19 protein-coding genes are annotated in these 20,291 nt (G+C 38.5%); 10 read left to right on the top strand and 9 right to left on the bottom strand.

The genetic code is table 11. The annotated features are described in order from the left end of the window. The first annotated feature begins 95 nt into the window (after window positions 1–95). Window positions 96–779, top strand: a complete 684-nt coding sequence (locus B7E07_RS20090) for a Na-translocating system protein MpsC family protein (RefSeq protein ID WP_080848587.1) — start codon at window positions 96–98, stop codon at window positions 777–779. 107 nt (window positions 780–886) lie between these two features. Here the strand turns inward: B7E07_RS20090 and B7E07_RS20085 are convergent, their stop codons facing one another. From B7E07_RS20085 to B7E07_RS20075, 3 genes are read right to left on the bottom strand one after another with little or no spacing between them, the layout of a single operon-like run. Next, window positions 887–2,032, bottom strand: a complete 1,146-nt coding sequence (locus B7E07_RS20085) for a glycosyltransferase family 4 protein (RefSeq protein ID WP_080848586.1) — start codon at window positions 2,030–2,032, stop codon at window positions 887–889. A gap of 18 nt (window positions 2,033–2,050) precedes the next feature. Continuing rightward, window positions 2,051–2,572 (bottom strand): phosphatase PAP2 family protein, encoded by a 522-nt coding sequence (locus B7E07_RS20080; RefSeq protein WP_080848585.1) that lies wholly within the window; start codon window positions 2,570–2,572, stop codon window positions 2,051–2,053. A gap of 25 nt (window positions 2,573–2,597) precedes the next feature. Further along, window positions 2,598–3,923 (bottom strand): UDP-glucose dehydrogenase family protein, encoded by a 1,326-nt coding sequence (locus B7E07_RS20075; RefSeq protein ID WP_080848584.1) that lies wholly within the window; start codon window positions 3,921–3,923, stop codon window positions 2,598–2,600. Window positions 3,924–4,260: 337 nt separating this feature from the next. Here B7E07_RS20075 and B7E07_RS20070 point away from each other — a divergent pair, with 337 nt between their 5' ends. The 4 genes from B7E07_RS20070 to B7E07_RS20055 all read left to right on the top strand — a co-directional run bounded on the left by B7E07_RS20070 (window position 4,261) and on the right by B7E07_RS20055 (window position 8,740). Further along, window positions 4,261–4,872 (top strand): acetate uptake transporter, encoded by a 612-nt coding sequence (locus tag B7E07_RS20070; protein WP_080849305.1) that lies wholly within the window; start codon window positions 4,261–4,263, stop codon window positions 4,870–4,872. Window positions 4,873–5,054: 182 nt separating this feature from the next. Beyond that, entirely contained in the window at window positions 5,055–6,515 is a 1,461-nt protein-coding gene (locus B7E07_RS20065; RefSeq protein WP_080848583.1) for a PAS domain S-box protein, read from the top strand. 387 nt (window positions 6,516–6,902) lie between these two features. After that, window positions 6,903–7,562, top strand: coding sequence for a 5-bromo-4-chloroindolyl phosphate hydrolysis family protein (locus B7E07_RS20060; RefSeq protein ID WP_080848582.1), 660 nt, complete (start codon window positions 6,903–6,905; stop codon window positions 7,560–7,562). Then, entirely contained in the window at window positions 7,559–8,740 is a 1,182-nt protein-coding gene (locus B7E07_RS20055; protein ID WP_080848581.1) for a toxic anion resistance protein, read from the top strand. The genes B7E07_RS20060 and B7E07_RS20055 overlap by 4 nt, the downstream gene beginning before the upstream one ends. Window positions 8,741–8,879: 139 nt before the next feature. On the opposite strand, the gene B7E07_RS20050 is transcribed toward B7E07_RS20055, so the two are convergent. Next, on the bottom strand, window positions 8,880–10,514 hold the full coding sequence (locus B7E07_RS20050; protein ID WP_080848580.1) for a PAS domain-containing sensor histidine kinase: 1,635 nt from the start codon (window positions 10,512–10,514) through the stop codon (window positions 8,880–8,882). A gap of 246 nt (window positions 10,515–10,760) precedes the next feature. Here B7E07_RS20050 and B7E07_RS20045 point away from each other — a divergent pair, with 246 nt between their 5' ends. The 4 genes from B7E07_RS20045 (at window position 10,761) to B7E07_RS20030 (ending at window position 13,794) form a co-directional block, all read left to right on the top strand. Further along, a complete protein-coding gene (locus B7E07_RS20045; protein ID WP_080848579.1) occupies window positions 10,761–10,991 on the top strand; it encodes an excisionase family DNA-binding protein in 231 nt (76 codons plus the stop codon). 253 nt (window positions 10,992–11,244) lie between these two features. Beyond that, window positions 11,245–12,438 carry a YhgE/Pip domain-containing protein gene (locus tag B7E07_RS20040; RefSeq protein ID WP_080848578.1) on the top strand — a complete coding sequence of 398 codons (1,194 nt, stop codon included), beginning with the start codon at window positions 11,245–11,247 and terminating at the stop codon, window positions 12,436–12,438. A 45-nt stretch (window positions 12,439–12,483) separates the two neighbouring features. Next, window positions 12,484–13,023, top strand: a complete 540-nt coding sequence (locus B7E07_RS20035; protein WP_080848577.1) for a PadR family transcriptional regulator — start codon at window positions 12,484–12,486, stop codon at window positions 13,021–13,023. A gap of 207 nt (window positions 13,024–13,230) precedes the next feature. After that, entirely contained in the window at window positions 13,231–13,794 is a 564-nt protein-coding gene (locus tag B7E07_RS20030) for an FAD-dependent oxidoreductase (protein WP_080848576.1), read from the top strand. 77 nt (window positions 13,795–13,871) lie between these two features. On the opposite strand, the gene B7E07_RS20025 is transcribed toward B7E07_RS20030, so the two are convergent. Then, window positions 13,872–15,158 (bottom strand): MFS transporter, encoded by a 1,287-nt coding sequence (locus tag B7E07_RS20025; RefSeq protein ID WP_080848575.1) that lies wholly within the window; start codon window positions 15,156–15,158, stop codon window positions 13,872–13,874. A gap of 61 nt (window positions 15,159–15,219) precedes the next feature. Continuing rightward, window positions 15,220–16,371: a winged helix-turn-helix domain-containing protein gene (locus tag B7E07_RS20020; RefSeq protein WP_080848574.1), complete on the bottom strand. Its 1,152-nt coding sequence runs from the start codon at window positions 16,369–16,371 to the stop codon at window positions 15,220–15,222. A 144-nt stretch (window positions 16,372–16,515) separates the two neighbouring features. Between B7E07_RS20020 and B7E07_RS20015 the strand changes: the two genes are divergently transcribed. After that, window positions 16,516–17,433 carry a DMT family transporter gene (locus B7E07_RS20015; RefSeq protein WP_306807573.1) on the top strand — a complete coding sequence of 306 codons (918 nt, stop codon included), beginning with the start codon at window positions 16,516–16,518 and terminating at the stop codon, window positions 17,431–17,433. A gap of 63 nt (window positions 17,434–17,496) precedes the next feature. Here B7E07_RS20015 and B7E07_RS20010 read toward each other — a convergent pair whose 3' ends face one another. From B7E07_RS20010 to B7E07_RS20000, 3 genes are all read right to left on the bottom strand, one after another. Further along, on the bottom strand, window positions 17,497–18,459 hold the full coding sequence (locus B7E07_RS20010) for a D-2-hydroxyacid dehydrogenase (RefSeq protein ID WP_080848573.1): 963 nt from the start codon (window positions 18,457–18,459) through the stop codon (window positions 17,497–17,499). A 163-nt stretch (window positions 18,460–18,622) separates the two neighbouring features. Then, window positions 18,623–18,970: a hypothetical protein gene (locus tag B7E07_RS20005; protein ID WP_080848572.1), complete on the bottom strand. Its 348-nt coding sequence runs from the start codon at window positions 18,968–18,970 to the stop codon at window positions 18,623–18,625. Between the two features lie 384 nt (window positions 18,971–19,354). After that, on the bottom strand, window positions 19,355–20,197 hold the full coding sequence (locus tag B7E07_RS20000) for an MBL fold metallo-hydrolase (RefSeq protein WP_080848571.1): 843 nt from the start codon (window positions 20,195–20,197) through the stop codon (window positions 19,355–19,357). Between the last annotated feature and the right edge of the window lie 94 nt (window positions 20,198–20,291).

Raw genomic sequence — 20,291 nt, 5'->3', positions numbered from 1 at the left:
CTCGTAATTCGCATGCCTCCCTTTCTTCCTTTTCATATTTTACATAATAAGTACACATCATTCTATATTTATAAGTGGAGGGGAGTTCCAAGCAAATGGATCATACGAAGGCTGAATACATCAGCAGCTATATCAGCAAATTGCTGAGGAAAAATTTCGGCAGAGGACCCAAATCATGCCGTACAACGGTTGGAACTAAACATTTAGTAACCTATATAACTGGTTTTATTAATCCGATGGAAGAGATTCTAATCCAGCAGGGACAAGGCAAATATGTGGATGATGCTAGAGCATCCATTATTAATCATCTATTGGATGAAATTAGAGGTCTTGTGAAGATCACGCTAAATGTTGAGGTCGCAGAATGCTATCATGACTGGAACTTTCCGAATAACTCTGGTGTTTTGATTTTTGTATTGGACGAGTATGAGGGAGATGGCTTCCAAACCGATATAGACATTAAAAGTCTTGAACAAGAGGTTGGAAGAATTAGCGCCATTGTACAGAAAGTCCCAGATCAAGTTCGTACATATCCGCTCTCAAAGACAATCTGTTTAGTAGAGAGAATCGGAATATTAATTCCAATCGAAAAGGCACTCATATCTCAAGGATTTCAAAAAGAGCTTAGATATACAAAGGATGAGCTTGAAAAAAGTTATTTCCATCGAAGCGGCAAATTTGAATCTATTTTTAAGACCCATGTAAAGGATATAATGATTGATTGGAATTTTAAAGAAGATAAGTCCTTGATGATATTTGTATTGGCGCAGAGTAATTAGTATTTCTTAATAGCACAGTGCTAAAAAGGTTCCAAGCTTATCAGCTGGAACCTTTTTGGCTAATAACAAAACTTGAGGAGTACTAAAAAGTCTTATCCTATGTGGTCTTAAGCATATTTCTCAGCAGATCGCTCTTTTATAACATCTGAATAATGATCAAGAAGCGAATTGAAAATGGTATCCCATTTTTGGGTGAGAGCATAATTTCTGGCGTTTGAGCCCATTTGATAGCGATATTTATCATCATAGAGCAAGGAAATAATAGAATCTGCAAACTCTACGGCTGAACCTGGTGTACAAAGTGTACCTGTTGAACCATGTTTAATAATATTCTTAACACCACCAGCGTTTGCAGCAATAACTGGAGTTCCGCTTGCTAAAGATTCAAGTACAACGTTTCCAAATGTTTCTGTAGTAGAAGGAAAAACGAATAAGTCACCTGCCGTATAGATGTTTGCTAGTTCTTTTCCTTTTAGATAGCCTGTAAATGTCATATTCGGCGGTGCTGCTTCCTCCATTTCAGTTCTTGAAGGACCATCCCCAACTATAAGCCAATGACTATTTTCCTTCAGATGCGGAGGAAGGTCATCCGCAATTTCGAGCAGTGTGTTAACGTTTTTTTCTGGAGCTAATCTGCCTACGTAAACAAGTAAATACTTGCTGCGAATATTGTATTTATGCCGAACAGTAAATTTATCATAATAGGGATGATACAGTTCGCAATCAACGCCTCTTGACCAGATTTCCAAATTATGAAACCCCTGTTGAGTTAATTGCTCTTCTGTATCAAGAGAAGGCACGAATAATTTTTGAAATGGGCGATGAAACCAATTCATATATTTCCAAACCATCTTAGAAAAGAATTGCAGATCATAATACTCTAAATAATGGTCAAAGTTCGTATGATAAGAGCCTACTAAAGGAATATTTAATTTTTTTGCGAAGAACACTCCGCATAAACCAAGGTTAAAGGGGGTTGCTACGTGAATGAGGTCCGGCTGAAACTCTGTTAATTCTCTTTTCATATTAAAAAGATTAGGTAGTGCGAGTCTGCATTCAGGATAAAGAAAAAAGGAGAGACTTTTGAAGCGATGAATATTTGCTGAAATATATTCATCAGACTTTTCACCATCAGGAGCAAATACCTTCACTTCAATATTTTGTGAGGATAGATAATCAGTGAAACGTTTTAATGTACGGGCAACCCCATTGATGTCCGGGTAAAAGGTATCTGTAAAAAAAGCAATTTTCACCTGAATCTCCCTCTCTTATTAAGAATGAAAAACAAAAAAGCAAGCTATACCAGTGATCGTGCCAAGCAAGGAGCCCGCAAGGACATCGGTAGGGTAGTGCAGTCCCAAATAGATCCTTGAGATTCCAACGATAAAAGCCAAAGGAAAAAGAATTAGTCCAATATAAGGAATTAATAAAATAAAAGGGATAATAATAGCAAAAATAGCTGTTGTATGCCCTGATGGAAACGAATGATCCTTCAGTGGATTATCAGGAATGAATGAGTCTGCCAGTGTCAAATATGGTCTTTTGCGCGGGTAAAATTTTTTGACGAAATGGACCGGCAAATGACTGATCAGCAGCGATAAAGCACTTGAAAAAGCAGCTAATCTTAAAGGGGCAGCAAGCATGAGTAATAGTGTAATAGCGATTGTGAAGCGAGCTCCACCCAGATGGGTAATCATTCGGAAAAATGGATTTAGTACTTTATTTTCAAAATGGCGGTTAACGGTCTGAAAGACGCGGCAATCGATCCCATATATAGCATGTAAAATTTTCATATCCTTAAGTCCTTTCCTGATATTTTTACACTTTTGCTATGGCAGATTGTAAGTGGGGCGATCTACCGACTGAAATATAGGTTATTGAATGTCGTTCTATATCACTGAGCGAGTAACAGTTGCGTCCATCAATAACTAGAGGTGCTTTCATTAATTCTGCATATTTAACGAGTGGAAATTTGGTAATGGACTCCCATTCGGTTGCGATAATGGCAAGGTCCGCATTTTTTAAAGCTGTTTCAAGATTCTCGGTATACTCTATTTCATTTCCGAATAATCTTTGTATATTTAAGGTAGCCGCAGGGTCATATGCAATTACATCCGCGTTTTCCTGAATCAGCATTTTTAATATTGTCAGAGAAGGTGCTTCCCGAATATCATCGGTATTTGGTTTGAATGCTAACCCTAAAAGCGCAACCCTTTTGCCCTCGAGTCCGCCGGCTGCTTCTTTGGCTTTTGCTACAGCTAATGTATGCTGGCGATTGTTGACCCCGATGACTGCTTCGAGTAATTCAAACGGGTGATCAACATGCCCGGCAAGCTGTACGAGTGCTTTTGTATCTTTTGGAAAGCAGGAGCCCCCATAGCCGATCCCGGCATTTAAAAATGATGATCCAATACGTTTGTCTTTGCCGATGCCGTCCGCAACCTGACTGATATCTGCACCAACCTTTTCGCATATAGCTGCAATTTCATTAATAAAACTAATTTTAGTGGCAAGAAAAGCATTCGATGCATATTTAATCATTTCTGCACTGCGAATATCTGTGACCATAATCTCAGTATTAAGAGGAGCATAAAGTTCTTGTAAGACGGAAGCTGCTTTTGAGTCTTCTGTTCCGATAACGATTCGATCCCCATGAAAGAAATCGTTAATAGCTGAGCCTTCACGAAGGAACTCTGGATTAGAAACAATACTGACATGAAGTTGCGAAGGTGTCATATCTTTAATCATCTCGGCAATTCTTTCATTTGTACCAACGGGAACAGTGCTTTTTGTACAAATGATGACATCTTTTTCGATATGTGCGGCAATTGCATATACTGCTTCTTGAAGAAAACTCAAATTTGCTGTGCCATCAGGATTTTCGGGAGTTCCAACTGCAATAAAAATGAGGTCTGCTTGTGCATAGGCAAACCTGGGATCAATTGTGAAAAAGAGTCTGCGATTTTTTAGGCTTTTCTCGAGCAGCTGCTGTAATCCTGGTTCATAAATGACGGAGCGGCCGTTGTTCAGCTGAGTGATTCTTTTGGCATCAATATCAATATTCGTGACAGCATGGCCCATTTCGCATAAACAAATACTCGTTATTAATCCGACATAACCTGTGCCCACTACAGTAATCCTCAAATTCATCCCTCCAGCCATTAATGTTCTTACTTTATTGTATTAGATCACTTTGAAAAATTTCTTGAGGAAGTGTAAAGATCATGTAAAAAGTATGTATGATGAATCACAGAATCTGCGGTTGCGTAACTCTAATCCAAAAGTTATGTCGAACTATATAAATAAAAAAAACGAGTAATTATCGACAAATTTCGAGGTGCAGGAGCATTCCTGTGACTGCGATCCAAAATATTCTATTGACATGTCCCCCTCAATTCTTATACATTACATAAGTATGTTTGATAAGTTTGTTATTTGTTGAACATGTATATGTGTGATTATATAGGAGGATTTTATGGGGATTCAGAATCAAACAGAAGTTAAGATTACAACTGCAGATCCGTCAGCAATAGGTCTATTCGGCTTGGCAATGGTCACATTTGTGGCATCTTCGCAAAAGCTGGAATTGACAGAGGGGCTTTCTCTCATTTTGCCATGGGCATTTTTCCTTGGTGGATTAGCACAATTATTTGCTGCAGTGCTTGATGGAAAGCATAATAATATATTCGGGATGACAGCATTTGGAGCATTTGGTTTATTCTGGTTTGGTGTCGGAACGACTTGGCTGATTCAGCTCGGTTTCTTTGGGGAACAGTTAGCTGCTGCAGCTGATCCGCATCAGCTTGGCATGGCGTTTGTTGGTTACCTGATTTTTAGCCTATTCATGACTGTTGGTGCAATGGAAACACATAAAGTACTATTCTTTATTTTTGTCCTTATAGATTTTTTATTTATTGGTCTATCATTAAGCAGCTTCGGCATCATGGAAGAAGGTACACATATGCTGGCAGCTCTGGCTGAAATGGGGATTGCCTTACTATCGTTTTACGGTTCAGCGGCTGTAGTTTTAAACACGCATTTTGGAAGAGTTGTCCTCCCAGTAGGAAAACCATTTGGGATATTTAAAAAATAATATGCACAGCATAGCAAGAGCATTGTTAAATCAATGACTCTTGCTTTTTTTATTCACTCCTATATAGTGACATGAATCGACAGAACCCGGGGCGTCCCAGTGACACCACTATAAAAAAGGGTATTCTTATTTATCTCAAGATTCTGTAAAATAATATAAAAAAGAGGGCTGGAGAGGTTTTTATGCTGAAGGGTGATCCCGAATTAGACTTTACGGAAGGTGTTAGCTGCAATGAGGTGCTTGATTTGTTTCTTGAGAGCAGTGCAGATGGAATAGCGATCTTTGATATGCAAGATTGTTTTAGAAGGATTAATCCGACATTTACGTATATTTTTGGATATACAGAAGAGGATGTGCTAGGAAGAAATATAGCGGAAATGCCGAACCCTGTATCTGTCATTGATATAATCAGGGAAGTAAAGACAGGAAAGGTTTACAGTAATTTAAACACGATTCGTTATCATAAAGATGGAAGGCAATTGGATATTGCTGTCTCATATTCGCCTTTTCGTGATTCGAATGGAAAAGTAATAGGCATTATCGCTGTTTTACGGGATATAACGGAATTAAAAGAAATGGAAAGAGAATTAATTCAAATTAAAAAGCTGTATAACTTAATTACTGAAAATACAACTGATATGATTAAAATCTATACAAAGGATTATGAAGTATTGTATGCGTCCCCTTCACACCATACAGAGCTGGGCGTATCCCCTGAAACATTGAAAGGGAAGAAGCTGGCAACCTTAATTCAGCCGTTAAATGATGAACCGGTAGATGAACTGCTGCAAAGAATTGCGAAGAATGGTAAATCTGAAATTATTCAGGCAAAAACCAGAACCGAGCAAAATGAAATTAGGCATATTGAATCGAATATATCACCTATATATAACGAAGCAAATGAGATCGACCTCTTTTTAAAAATTAGCAGAAATATAGATGATCGTATAAAGAATGATGAAATGCTTCGAAATCTAGATCGCCTATCAATTATAGGACAGATGGCTGCAAGTGTGGCCCATGAAATAAAAAACCCGCTCACGGCTCTTAAAGGATTCTCAAAGCTGCTCCAATATAGTGACGAAAAGGAACGGCAAGCAGAATATTTAACCATTATAATGGATGAACTAAAAAATATTGATAAAAGTGTAAATGAATTCTTGGCTTTGGCAAAACCTCAGGCCGTTGAATTAAAAAGCAGTTCTCTCTCTTCCATCATAACAAGTGCTATAAAAATGCTCCGTTCAGATGCTTACATACATAATGTCAAAATTATTAATACGATTGAGGGAAACTCATTATTTTTAAAATGTAATCCAGATCAGCTGCAGCAGGCATTCATGAATTTTCTAAAGAATGCGATCGAAGCTATGCCAGATGGAGGCCAAATTCATTGCAATATCAGCGAGCAAGAAGAAGACTTAATCATCGTTCAGATTTCAGATTCAGGTATGGGAATTGAGCCAGAAATTCTAAATTACTTGGGCACTCCTTTTTATACAACAAAGGACAAGGGGATCGGGCTTGGCCTGACTGTAAGCAATAAGATTATTCAAGAGCATAATGGGACCATGCAAATTGACAGTAAACCAGGACACGGAACAGTCGTTACGGTTCAACTGCCCAAATTCACAAACTTATAACTGCCTTTTAGATAAATTGCATCGTGTTTTCGATTCCTAGCCCTATGTAGTTGAAGTTGATACCTTTTTAATTGAAACGTCATCGAATGAAATAAAATGTATTGAATCAGCAAAAAAACTGTCAAACCTCGAGTGGATTCAATAAACGAATAATAGGGAATTCACTAATGAATTAGAGTCATTTGTGCAGATTAACCAAACGGACAAAGATCTAAGTCTTAAGTCTTATAATAGAATCGGATTGTAGTCTATGGAGACTTGTTGTTTTTTCGTGTATCGTTAAGGATAAGAAAAGGCGGTTACATGAAAAAATTGGAGTTTGTCTGCTGAAACCTTCGCAGATTATACATCGTATATAAAGAAAGGGTTAAGATAGGAGCGATCAATATGAATTCGTTTGTAGCGTTTATATTAAAATCTTTAATTGCAGCTCCAACAGCTGTTACAGCTTGGCTCATGGCATATTTTGCTTTTGATCAAACATTCCCGCTCTCTGGTGTAATTGGAATCAGTGCAGGAATATTAACATTTTGGCTCTCAGGTGCACTAATGAAGTCCCGATTCTTAAAGCGTCATGGTCTTTCGAGGAAAGAATACGCGTATATTACAAAAAATCTGGATGAAGCAAAAGGCAAGCTGGCAAGACTTCATAAAGCCTTAATGTCCATTCGGCACATGCCCTCCTTGAAAGAGAGAGTGCAGTTCATCCGTGTAACTCGGAAAATATACCGCCTTACAAAAAAAGAACCAAAGCGCTTTTACCTTGCTGAACGGTTTTATTTTTCACATCTTGACTCAGCTGTGGAACTGGCGGAAAAGTATGTGTTTTTATCTTCTCAGCCGAAAATGACCATGGAACTTGAACATTCTTTGAGAGATACAAGAAAAACATTGCAGGAATTAACTGCTTTTGTAGAGAAGGATTTATATGATGTGATTGCAGAAGATATTGATCAGCTGCACTTTGAAATAGATGTTGCAAAGCATTCCATTAATACATTGAAGGAATCCCGTAAAAATGCAGATGAAAGCAGGCGTATAAAATGAATGAACAAGAATCTCCTTTACTAAAGAAAACAACTGATGCCAATCTGCTCGATGACTTGCTGGCGAATCCATTTGGAGAAGATGCTCTGCAAATGCCAGCTCAAGAAGCTGCGGGGGCTAAGAGACAGCCTAGGCTTATTGATGTCATTCCAGAAGAAAATAGGGCAAAAGCATACCAGCTCGCGGAGCAGATTGATCCAAAGAACCATCAGGCGATGATTTCGTATGGAACACCTGCGCAATCGAAGCTGCTCTCCTTTTCACACACCATGCTTGAGCATGTTCAGAAAAAGGACGTCGGTGAAATTGGCGAGATTATCGGCGATTTAATGAAAAAGTTTAATGAAGTGAACCCAGATGAACTAAAACCTGAAAAAGCAGGCTTCTTCTCCAGGATGTTTGGCCGTCTATCAGGCTCAATTCAAGAAGTGTTATCCAAGTATCAAAAAACAGGAGCTCAAATTGACCGCATTAGTGTAAAGCTCGATCGCAGCAAAAACCTTTTGTTAACAGATATTGTTATGCTGGAAAAGCTTTATGAAAGCAATAAAGAGTATTTTCACGCATTAAATGTATATATTGCTGCAGGAGAATTAAAGCTGGAGGAACTTCATGAGAAAACAATCCCAGCTTTAAAACAGGAAGCCGAAAAATCCAATGATCAAATGAAGTTTCAAGAAGTGAATGATATGATTCAATTTGCAGATCGATTGGATAAACGTTTATATGATTTAAAGCTTAGCAGAGAAATCACGATTCAAAGTGCTCCGCAAATTCGCCTCATCCAAAATACGAACCAGGCTCTCGTTGAAAAAATCCAATCGTCCATCATGACAGCCATCCCTTTGTGGAAAAATCAAGTGGCGATTGCATTGACACTCATTCGTCAGCGTTCTGCTGTTGAAGCGCAAAAGCAAGTTTCAAAAACAACAAATGACTTGCTCTTAAAAAATGCTGAAATGCTGAAAACGAATACCATTGAAACAGCTAAAGAAAATGAGCGTGGCTTAGTAGATATTGAAACACTCAAGAAAACGCAGGAAAATCTAATCTCTACTTTAGAAGAAACTTTAAGAATTCAAGAAGAAGGCAGAACAAAACGCAGGCAAGCAGAGCAAGACCTTGCGAATATGGAAAATGACCTTCGTATAAAGCTGCTTGAGATTAAGGGAGAATAAAAGGAAAAGCCGTTACCCAAATGTGGGAACGGCTTTTTCAGGAGAGGAGTCTTTAATAGGAGGTTCTGCATCTAGCAACCGGCACATTCTTAGCATTGCTCCATGTGTCCCAGATTTACACATAACATACCATTTTGCCTTACTGGCTTGAGCGAGTCAGCGGAAGGCGGATTAGAACCTCTGTTCCTTCACTTACCTTGCTGTTAAAGGTCATCGTTCCGCGATGCAGCTGCACAATACGGTAACTGACAGTTAAACCTAGACCTGTTCCAGTTTCTTTTGATGAATAAAAAGGCTGCCCTAGCTTCTTTAATGAATCAGCGGAAATGCCGACACCAGTATCTTTTATGGATATAACAGCCTCATTTTCTTCAATGTGAAAAGAAATGGTTACCTTGCCGCCGCTAATTGAGGCTTCAATCGCATTTTTTATGATATTAATAAACAATTGCTTTAACTGATTAGGTTCACATTCAATTTCAGCAGGAAACTTTGATTTTTTTAAGTCAATGACCACATCAAACAGAGTTGCTTCTGTTTTTAAAAGGGATGTCACATTAAACAGGATGGTTTGTATATCGGCATTCACAAATCTTACTTCCTGTGGTTTTGCTAAAAGAAGAAGTTCGCTCACGATGTAATTAATCCGGTCCAGCTCTTCCTGCATAATACGGTAATAGAAACGGTGCTTTTCATTTTCGCTTTCTAATAGCTGCACGAAACCTTTAAGAGAAGTAAGCGGATTTCTGATTTCGTGAGCAATACTGGCAGATAACTCACCAACAGCCGAAAGCTTTTCAGATAGCCGAAGTTTTTCCTCGGTCATCCGTAATTTTGTAATATCTTTTCCTTGGACAATAATTCCAGCCGTCTTTTCATTAATGACGATCGGGAGAATATTACATTCAAGCGAAATTTTTTCGTCACTTTTAGTCGTTAACTCAATTTCACTGATTTGTGGCAGTGGATCTGCATCCATTTCGTTAATCTTGGCAAGAATAGCAGACTGCTGCTCCCCTTTAATAAAATTCGAAAGACATTTTCCCTTTACCTCGTCTTCTGTAAATTGAGTCGATTCGATAAACTGTGGATTCACTTGGGTAATTTGACCATCTAAGTCTGTCATTATAATGATACCAGTGTTATATTCAAATAGTGATTTATATTGCTGCTTGGTTTCCTCTAATAAGCGCTCCACTTCAATTCGATCCGTAATATCTCTTCCAATGATGACTAACCCCTGCCGGCTCCCATTTTTATTAAATAAGGGAACTTTAATCGTATCAAAGGTTTTAGTACCGCCATCCTTTGTGGGAATAACTTCTTCCACACGGCTGATGGTCCCATACTGCCAGGCGGCTTCGTCAGATTCCTCGCAATAAATTAAAGCTTCGCGGTAAAATCCCGTGTACTCTGCAAGCTCAGAATCTGTTTTTCCTTTATAGTCAACATGCTCTAAGTCAAAGAGCTTCAATCCAAATTCATTGGCCTCAATCCATCTGCCTTTGCCATCTTTAAAGTTGACGAAATCAACCATTGAATTAATGAGCGTAGAAAGCCGCTTTTCCTCTTCACGTGACTTATTGAGCTCTTCTGTTTTTTTGATAAAATAATAAAAGAGTAATCCTGTCAGAACAATATACAAAACTTCTTTACTGCTGGTAATAAACTGCAGAAATGGAGAAGGCTCAAATTGTTCTAGTATATAATTGGTGCCAAATATCCATATCAGGCCCGCTATGCAATACAAACCAATAATCTTTTTTTTATTCATGCTTTTGGCAGTGCTCCTTTTTTGGTGCGTTCTGAAGATATGAATGATCATCCTGTATGATGTGTTCTATTTATAATAGGTTGAAAAAAGGGAGTCCTCCTAAGGTTCGCTCACTTTATATTATTTTTAGTATAATATGAGTTAGTATTCAGAAGATGAATCTTTGTACCTAGTTCATTTTAAATGAAGTACCTATTTTTAGCTAGTCGCAGGATATGGAAACAGTAAAGAAAGGGTGGATGTATAATGTATTTAACCGTTAAGGAAACGGCAGAAATATTATCTTGTTCAGAATCACAAGTGAAAAAGCTTATATTAGACAATAAAATCCGTGCTCTCTATGATGGACAGGAATATTTAATTAATGAAGATCAATTCCAATCACACTTCAAGCAAGTGGAAAAGTATAAGCAATACATTGAAGAGGTTTTAAATGAACCAATTCCCGAAGATATAGATGTTAAGGATGAAGACTAATATTTCTAGTTTAAGAGCCAATCTTCCGTTTAATCATTTCCTTTTAATAACAAATTCAAACAAAACCCCGTTAAGCAAACAGTCGTTTCCGTTTCGCTTAACGGGGTTTTTTCTGAAAAAAAACTCCAATTGCAATATTGACTTTGTAAAATGATTGGAGTAAACTTCATAAGTACTTTGTTTAAAGTATTTTAGAAAAAGCACTTTGTTAAAAGTTATTAAGCGAAATAGAATAGATAAAGGGGACAGCACAATGAAATTTACGCAGTTTTTGAAAACAAGAGGAGCAATTGCCACCATCTTTATGGGTGTATTCTATGCGGCAGCCATGCTGGGAATATTCTTGCCGGGGTACTCATCGATCCCCGGGAATATCGATCAATTGCCAATTGCGATCATTAATGAAGATGCTGGAGAATATGGGGCAACGATTGCTGATCAGCTGAAAGAGAATTTGCCATTTAAGGAAATTGAAACGGAATTAAGTAATAAGGAAGCATTAAATGATTTAGAACATAATGATTTAGCATTAGTTGTGCATATCCCAGAAAACTTTTCTGCGGATCTCCAAAAAGGAGAAGTTTCATCTAGTATTGACTTCACAATCAATGAAGCAGGTGCAACAACAGTCTCTTCTACGATGAATTCTGTCGTTACACAGATTAATAGCCAGTTGAGTACACAGTTCTCAGAACAAACAGCCAAAGGTGTAATCATGAATTTCAACGTTCCTGAAGAGCAAGCGGAACTGTTAGCAAATAAAATTGAAACAGCTTATGTTGGCAATGTTGTTTCCATTAATGAAGTGCCAGATGGAATGCATCATAATATGCTTCCAATGTTCTTAACAATGGCTGGTTATACAGGTGCGATGATTGGTGCCATGCAATTAGTAAGTGCCTTTAGAGAAAGCCGGGGAAAAGCAAGTAAGAAACGTTTATTCACATATGTACAATTAACGGCTTTATTGGTTGCAGTTGTATCTTCTTTATTTGCGTTAGGCATTACGTACCTCATTAATAAACCTAGTGGAGATTTGTTCTTAGAATTATTTGGACATCAGGTTTTAAATTATATCGTTTGCTTTAACTTTACGGCTGTTTTTGTCTTTTTAGTCGGAGAAGCTGGAATGGTTTTAAACTTACCGATTTTATTAATTCAAACATTAGCAAATGGGGTCACAGTCACACGTGATATGATGTATCTTCCATATGAATGGATGAGCCACATTTCACCAATGTACTATTCTGTTCAGGCATACTTTGCGAGTCTCTACGGCAGCATAAGTCCTGCGCCATTTATTTGGTCTATGGCTGCTATTGGCGGGGCAGCATTGCTGCTAAACATTTTAATCGTCGCATTTGTGCACAAGCCAGCGCCTGTTGAGAGCACAGAAGAAAACCCTGAAACAGAAGGATTAAAGAATACAGCTGAAGTTACTGCCTAGTTTTTGCTATAATAAAGAGATCATTTTCTTGAAGGAGCAAAAATCATGTCCGTTCAAATTTTTATTTTGAGCAAGCTAATGAAAGAAAACACCTATCCATATAAATTAAAAAAACAGCTTTCTGAACCAATTCCCCTAGATCAGCTAGGCGGATTAACAGAGAGTAAGCTATATTACCATTTTGATTCTTTAGCCAAAAAGGGATTAATTGAGACGGTTGAAATTATCAAGGAAGAAAATCGTCCAGATAAGCAAGTATTTTCAATTACAGCTAAAGGCCGAGAAGAACTGCCTAAATTGATTTACAACCTATTTAAAAATGCAGATGATATTAAAGGAATGACGGTAGGATTAATCAATTTAAAGTATGTTGAGCGAGATGAAGTCGTAAACATTCTTAATAAAAGATTAGAAAAGGTAAGAGGGCATTGGGACGAAATTAAAGGAATTGAAGCACAGCTGCAGGTCAGCAAAGAGAATGAATGGTTTGTTGATTTCATGAGCGGCTATATTTCATCTCAAAACGAGTCAAGCATCCACTGGCTTGAAGAACTGATAAAGACAATTAGACAAGAGAAAAATTAAAAAGGAGGCGAGCTTCAGTAACAGGATGAAGCTCGCCTTTTTACATGTTAAAAAGCTCCAATGTGGAGGCTGTCGATAATTTTGATTTTTCTGTGAACAAATTTCTATGAATGTGTAAAATGAAGCTTCTGCTCAAGTCTTTCAGTTTTACAAAGAAATTTATTTTTAATACTCTTTAAATAGATAAGAAGAAATGGAGGAGATACAATGTATGAAATTTTAATTGTTGGTGCTGGACCATCTGGAGCAAGTGCAGCCATATTTGCAGCGAAGGCAGGAAAAAAGGTACTTGTAATCGACAATGATAAAGGTGTCACAAAGCGTGCCTGGGTTGAAAATCATTACGGTGTATCTGAAATTTCTGGACCAGATCTTGTTCAGCAGGGGAAGAAGCAGGCAGAAAAGTTTGGTGCGGAGTTTGTGCAGGGATCCGTTGAGTCTATTAAAGGCGGAGACTCTGGATTCGTTGTTAAAACAGATCAATCTTTATTTGAGGCAAAGCATATCATCCTTGCAACAGGTTTTATGGCAGATTTGGCAGAGGAAGCAGGCATCACAACAAAGGAAGGTGCAGAGCCGCGTGTAAAAACCATCATTGATACTGATGAAGCGGGCAAGACAAATGTTAGAGGCATTTGGGCTGCTGGAACAGTTGCTGGTGTCAGTGTGCATACCATTGTGACTGCAGGGGACGGAGCAAAAGTGGCAATTAACGTGATTAGCGAATTAAACGGGGAACGTTATGTAGACCATGATGTATTGAAGGGATAAGGTATTTAGGACAAGCAGCAGGAGAGCTGGGCATTTTAAGCACAGCCTCCTGCTTTTTTTTGGAAAATGCAAATAAACTATAAGCTTTGTTCTTGTGTGCTGCAAATTTCCTTGGACTCCTTCCACAATACTTTTTGGAAAAGAAGAGAAGTAAGTCCAATAAGTGTACAAATCACGCCAATGGTTAAAAAGATCGTGCCAGGTCCCCATTTCTGAACAAGAATTCCGCCAATTAACGGCGCAATCACCACGGTCATGCTTGATATGGAGTTGCTGATGCCAGATACCCGGCCAATGCTCTTTTCCGTCGTATGTTTTTGAATAATGTACTGAAACCCGATGGAGTAGAGACCGACACCGAGACCGATAAAAATTCCTAATAATACAGGCAGCCACATGGCAAAACCTTCTGTTAAGAAACCAAATCCGCCAAATCCAGCTCCGATAAATAAGATACTGCCGCCAAGAAGAGTTCCATAGGAGCGGAAATGCTCGAACCGATTTAAAAACATCATCATCATCAATGCGCCAAAACCGGAAGAGGCGAAGATCCAGCCGATAAGCTCTGGCCGTTCCGGTGCGTAAACCCGAAGCCAGGTTGTAAACTGGACATCAATCATTTGGATAAAGCTTAGTCCGATAAACGATAGTAAAAAGCTGACTTTGAGAATGCGGCTGCTAAAAATAAATCCCCACCCTTCCTTCCAAGACTGCCAGAAGGAAGCCGGGAGTGTGGAAGCTTCTTCCGTTTCATTAGGGTCTGCAGATGTCTGCGTGATTTTTTTATTCTTTACAAGTGTCATTAATATCCCGCTGGAGATAAAAAAGGCAATTGCATTTAAAAGAATGCATAGCTGCGGGGAAGTCGCGCCAGCTAAAATTCCACCCAGAAGTGGAGCGATAATCTTTGAAAGCTGCATAACCATTCCATTTAAAGATACAGCTTTGATCAGCTGCTGTTCAGGAACAACATGCTTAATTAGACTCTGCTGTGCTGGGAAATGGACAACATTAACAGTGGAACGCAAGCTGATTAAAAGTAAGGCAACCCACGGATTTGCAGCCCATAACAATAATAAGGTCAGCATTGCTGTTAAAAGATCAGAAACAAGCATGAGCTTCACTTTGTTCATTTTATCCGCAAGGACACCTGTAAATTGGCTTAATATAGCCTGAGGCAAGGCAACCGCGACAGGAATAAATGCGATAACGATCGGTTCTGCCTGCCAAAGGTAGCCAAACATGATCATAAGTGCTATTGAATCAAAGTAGTTGCCCATAATGGATACAGAATAAGAAGCGAAAATTTTCATGAAAATCGAATTACGCCATATACTTTTATTTGCTTTGTTTTTTTCTGACATCCTATCACCTTTCTCATTGAGATTTCTATCTCAACTATAGAGGTGGTATGTCAGAGGAATATCATCGCTCACCGATTTTCTTATCAAGAATTTTTTTTAAGGAGACAACAGCCTCTTCTGCCTGCTGCTCGGGAATAAGCAAGGAACGCATATGCAAGATTTGTTTATAAAGCGGCGGATCATGCACAAAATTTTGAAGAAGGAAAATCGCAATATCTGTTGCATAGTAAAGATGTGAGGTGAAATGACTCTGTTTAATAATGTCAAATCCATTTTCGACTTTTAACCGGCCCTTCTCTATATGTCCAGATTTAATAAGATAGCTGCCCTCCAGAATGTTGAAAATGCCCAATTCTCTTTTATACGGCCGATCCTCGAAAAAACGCTCCAGGATAGAAATCAATCTCTTAATATCTTGTTTGTTATCTTCACAAATAGCGATCGTTAATTGCATGGTCATGAGAAAAGGAAAATACCCATGCTCTGGATCTTTAATCTTTGGTTCAATCCCAGGAATTTTTTCTATATGAAGTTTGGCTGCTGTAAAGTCTTTGCTCATGATATAAGCAGTGAGCAGGCCAAGAGTTTTTGCTTCAAGCATGGTGCTGCCTGAGAACATATTTTTTTGAATAGCCGTTTTATTATAAAGCAGTGTTCTTTGGTAATCATGGGATAATGTTTGAAATATATTGATAAGAAAATAAAGGTTATCGTCTATGTTTGAATGATCATCAATAAGGCTCCAAATGTCGCCCTTCATAAAAGCAATAATTTTTTGAAAATGTGATGGGATGGCAATTCCCAGTTCTGATTGCTGAATGATTTTTTCAATTGCTTCTCCATGTCCGTATAAGTGATATAAACTTAGCAGCCGCTGAGATAACATTTGAAAATCTTCATCATTGCTTAGAGCAAAGGTGTTTTCAGTTTTTTTACAATTGAGCAGGTAGCCAAAGCCTTTTATCGTTTCGATTTTTAGATCATTTTCCCAAGGTTTTAGTTTTTTTCGCAGGCGATAGATATGATCATCCACTGTCCTGTCAGAAGGCATTTCCATTGGCCATACAGCATCGAGCAGCTGTTCTCTTGTAAATGGCTGATTAGCATGGTCATATAGAAATTGTAATAAGTAAAATTCCTTGCGGAGCAAGTGAATGTGCTGATCTTCCTTATTAACGCAATAATTTGACAATTGAAACTGTAACTGAATCATGTTAAAACTCCGTTTCTAGTATTTCTTTTACAATACCTCTATCTATTCTTTACGGCAACGAGTTTTCATAAAAAATTTGATTGCTTAACTGGTTCTGTACTATGGTAAGATAAGAAGTAAATTTATAGGAGAGAAGGATTATAGTTGAAGAACTTGCCAACGTTTTTAATGCTTACATGTGTGATGGCAATTTGGGGATTTAACGTCTCCATTATCAAAGTATTGGTCGGAAACTTTTCCCCGATTACAATTACGTCATTAAGGATTCTAACAGCAGGCATCACAGTATTTTTGATCTTATTTCTCTTAAAAAAACTCAGAAGCCCAAGTCGAAAAGAACTAATCTACATTCTGTTTGCCGGCCTGTTAAATGTTGTCGCACATCATGCTTTTTTATCGATCGGTTTAACAGAAACTTCCGCTACGAATGGAGGCCTTATTTTAGGAGCAGGACCATTATTGACGGCCATTTTCTCAACAGTCATTTTGAAAAATCGTCCCACCTTTATCCAAGTGTTCGGATTTTTGCTTGGAGGCACAGGTGTAACATTTATTGTTTTGTCAGGCGGTGAGGGAGTCTCCAGCTTATCAATGGGTGACTTCTATGTGTTTCTGTCTATATTGGCACAGGCGCTCAGTTTTATATTAATAAGTAAGGCGTCAAAGACTATGGACGCTCGTCTTTTAACAGGTTATATGCTTGTATGGGGGGCGGTCATTTTATTTGTCATCAGTCTTATTGTCGAGCCAAGGGGACTTGCTGAACTTACGAATGCTCCCGGATCTGTTTGGCTATTATTCTTTGTTTCTGCTATTCTTGCTACCGGTGTGGGGCATATGGTGTATAACGCATCTATCAGCAGGGTCGGACCTGCAGAAGCATCTATTTTCTTAAACTTAAATACGTTCTTTGCGCTTGCAGGATCAGCTTTATTTTTAGGTGAAGTGATTACAGTATCTCATCTCCTGGGCTTAGTTTTAATTGTCAGCGGCGTTCTCTTTGGATCAGGTGCATTAGAACAAATCCTTTCCAAGCGAAAGCATAAGGCTCAAACGATGTAGAAGCCAAAAAAACGAGATCTCCTCTATGTGGGAATCTCGTTTTTTATATAAATATAAAATGATTTAATACCCTTTTTTATAATCTACTAAGTTAATAGATGGGTCTTCGCCAGCAAGGTATTGTCTTAAATTCGGGATAAAGATATCCTCTATCAGGCGCTGATCATAATGTTCGGTTGAGCCGGCCGTGTGCGGTGTAATAATGACATTTTCCAGCTCCCATAATGGGCTGTTTTCATCTAGAGGTTCTTTTTCAAATACATCCAGACCAGCTCCAGCGATTTTCTGATCTTTAAGTGCATCAATGAGCGCCTGTTCGTCAGCAATTTCACCTCGCCCAATATTGATAAAGAAGGATGATGGTTTCATCAGCGAGAATTGCTTCGCACCAAAAAGCTGTTTTGTTTCTTTGGTAAGAGGTAAAGTAACGGCTATGTAATCACATTTTGGAAGTATTTCATCTAATTCTGCAGTTGTATACATTTCATCTGCATACGGATCTGATTTGCCGGAGAAACGGACGCCAATAACATGCATGCCGAATGCTTTCGCAATTTTGGCTGTTTCCTTTCCGATTGCACCAAATCCAAAAATACCGATTGTTTTTCCATGGATTTCAAGGTTAATATCAGCATGATGCCATTTTTTTTGCTGCTGATTTTTCACATACTGGTCAATTTTTCGAGTGAGAGCAAGCATAAGGGCAAAGATTGTTTCAGAAATAGGATAGGCATGTACGCCAGCAGCACTTGTCAGTTTAATATCATGTGAAGAAAGGGAAGAGAGAGGCATGTAATTGACACCAGCACTCCATGATTGGATCCACTTCAGTTTAAGACTGTCATCCTCCAGTAATTCAGAGAGCCCCTTTTTCCAGCCTGCAATTATTTCGGCGTCCTGTAAATGTTCCTGCCAAATATGAGGTTCTTTCCCAACGATTAATTCCCAGTCTGGTACAGTTTCCTGTATTTTTTGAATAAATGAATCATTTATGGAATGGGTAATGATCATTTTTCGTTTCGTCAATGTAAAAACCTCCTGTGCTTTTTCTTATAATCATAGCAAAATTTTGAGATGAACAAAAATTCAAAGTTTTAAGGCGATGGGATTTGATAAGTTTCACATATGGGGAGGAGAAAAGGGCAAAAGAAAAAAACGGAAAAAGTTTCCGTTTGATCTGAACGAGCACTTACTTTATTTCAAATCCGATTAACCTTGCCTGCTTATCTGCTCCTAGGGAAGCATCATTCGGAAAGGTAATGACTGAACTAACATATTCCCAGCGGATTAATAGGTTTGTTGTGCATTCCTCTTCTTTTTGCTTTACTTTTGGTATATCTGTTCCATCTTCTTCTTTGATCTTTGTACGTTTGTAACAAGGATTTTCAACCCAAATCCCCATGCTCTCTGTTTTCACAAGTTTGACCAAGTACCATTCATCTGGTTCATAAATGCCTGTGACAGGTCCTGTTAAATAGTCAGGCAAGTTCTTAAATTTCACTTGGACCTTTTGGTTAATAAAGCCATCTAAAAACATAAAGGAACCTCTCCTAACAATGATGTTTGTATTACTGTTCCTTTTTTGAATAAAGATAAACTTTTTTTTGTATTAAAAAATGGCTGGAAAAAACAATAATAAGATTTCAAATATACAAATGTCATAGTTTTAGCTGTTTAAACAAGCCAGTTCCACCTGCGCTGCGGACCCTCGCTTTCCTTGGGGAGGAAGCTGAGCCTCCTCGTCGCAGGCTCCTGCGGGGTCTCACCCTTTCCTCTATTGCCCACAGGAGTCGAGGGTCCTCCGCTCCATTTCTTTCACTCAAGTTTATAAAAAAATAAAAAACAGGATGATTAAAAAAGTCACTTTCTAATCATTCTGTTCTATGGTGTGTTGAATACTTATGATCCAACATCAAACTTGTTATTCATCCACATATTTCCCATGCTCTGGAATGGCGATGGAGTCAAAGTCTTGGACGAGCTTCAGCAAGTTTTCTTCCAATTCAGCTGCCGCCATTGGGATGCCATGACCTGTAATGGCAACATACGGATCCAGTTTCTGCAGTGTTTCTACAGACGAACGAGCAGCGTCCCAGTCAGTTGTTAAGTATTTAGGCGGACCGCTGATTTCCTGCTCCTGTGTCAATACTTTGTAAAGTGATTCTTGTTTAACTGTTACAAATGCGTCTCCCACAATTAACGTTTTATCGTTTTCGCGGAATAAAGAAATATGTCCCGGTGTATGTCCTGGAGTATGAATCCATTTCCATTCCGACATTAAAGGAACTGTACCGTCTGCTGGCAGTGAATGAACATGTGAGCCAATATTGATTCCTTCATGGGGGAATAATGGGGACATTTTAGCGATTAAGCCACCTTCAACTGAAGAATCTGGCTCAGGATAATTCTGCTGTCCTGTTAAGTAGGGAAGCTCCAATTCGTGTGCATATACAGGCACACTCCATTTCTCTACGAGGTCTATGATGGCACCTACATGATCAAAATGTCCGTGTGTTAAAATAATGGCTTTTGGTTTGGCTCCTTTTCCAAAAAGCTCCTCTGCTGCATCAATAATTTTTTCTTCCGATTTAGGCATCCCAGCATCAACTAATACCCAATCTCCGTCAGCTGCATTTGTCACAACAAAACATACATTGACAATCTGAACGGTAAAAGCATATACACCATCAGCAGCATTTTGTATCATTCCGCTTGTTGAGGAGGTAACAGGCATATATCGTTCGGTTGATGAATTTTCGTGCATCTAACTCAGCTCCTTTGCCACATATCATTTAAGGGAGTTTACCCTCAATGAATAAGAACTATTCATTTAGATGAAAAGAAACCAAAAAGGCTCT

The sequence above is a fragment of the Cytobacillus gottheilii genome, from assembly GCF_900166665.1.
Lineage (GTDB): Bacteria > Bacillota > Bacilli > Bacillales > Cytobacillaceae > Cytobacillus > Cytobacillus gottheilii_A.
The sequence above is the reverse complement of the archived record's forward strand: the minus strand, read 5'-3'. Positions and strand labels throughout refer to the sequence as shown.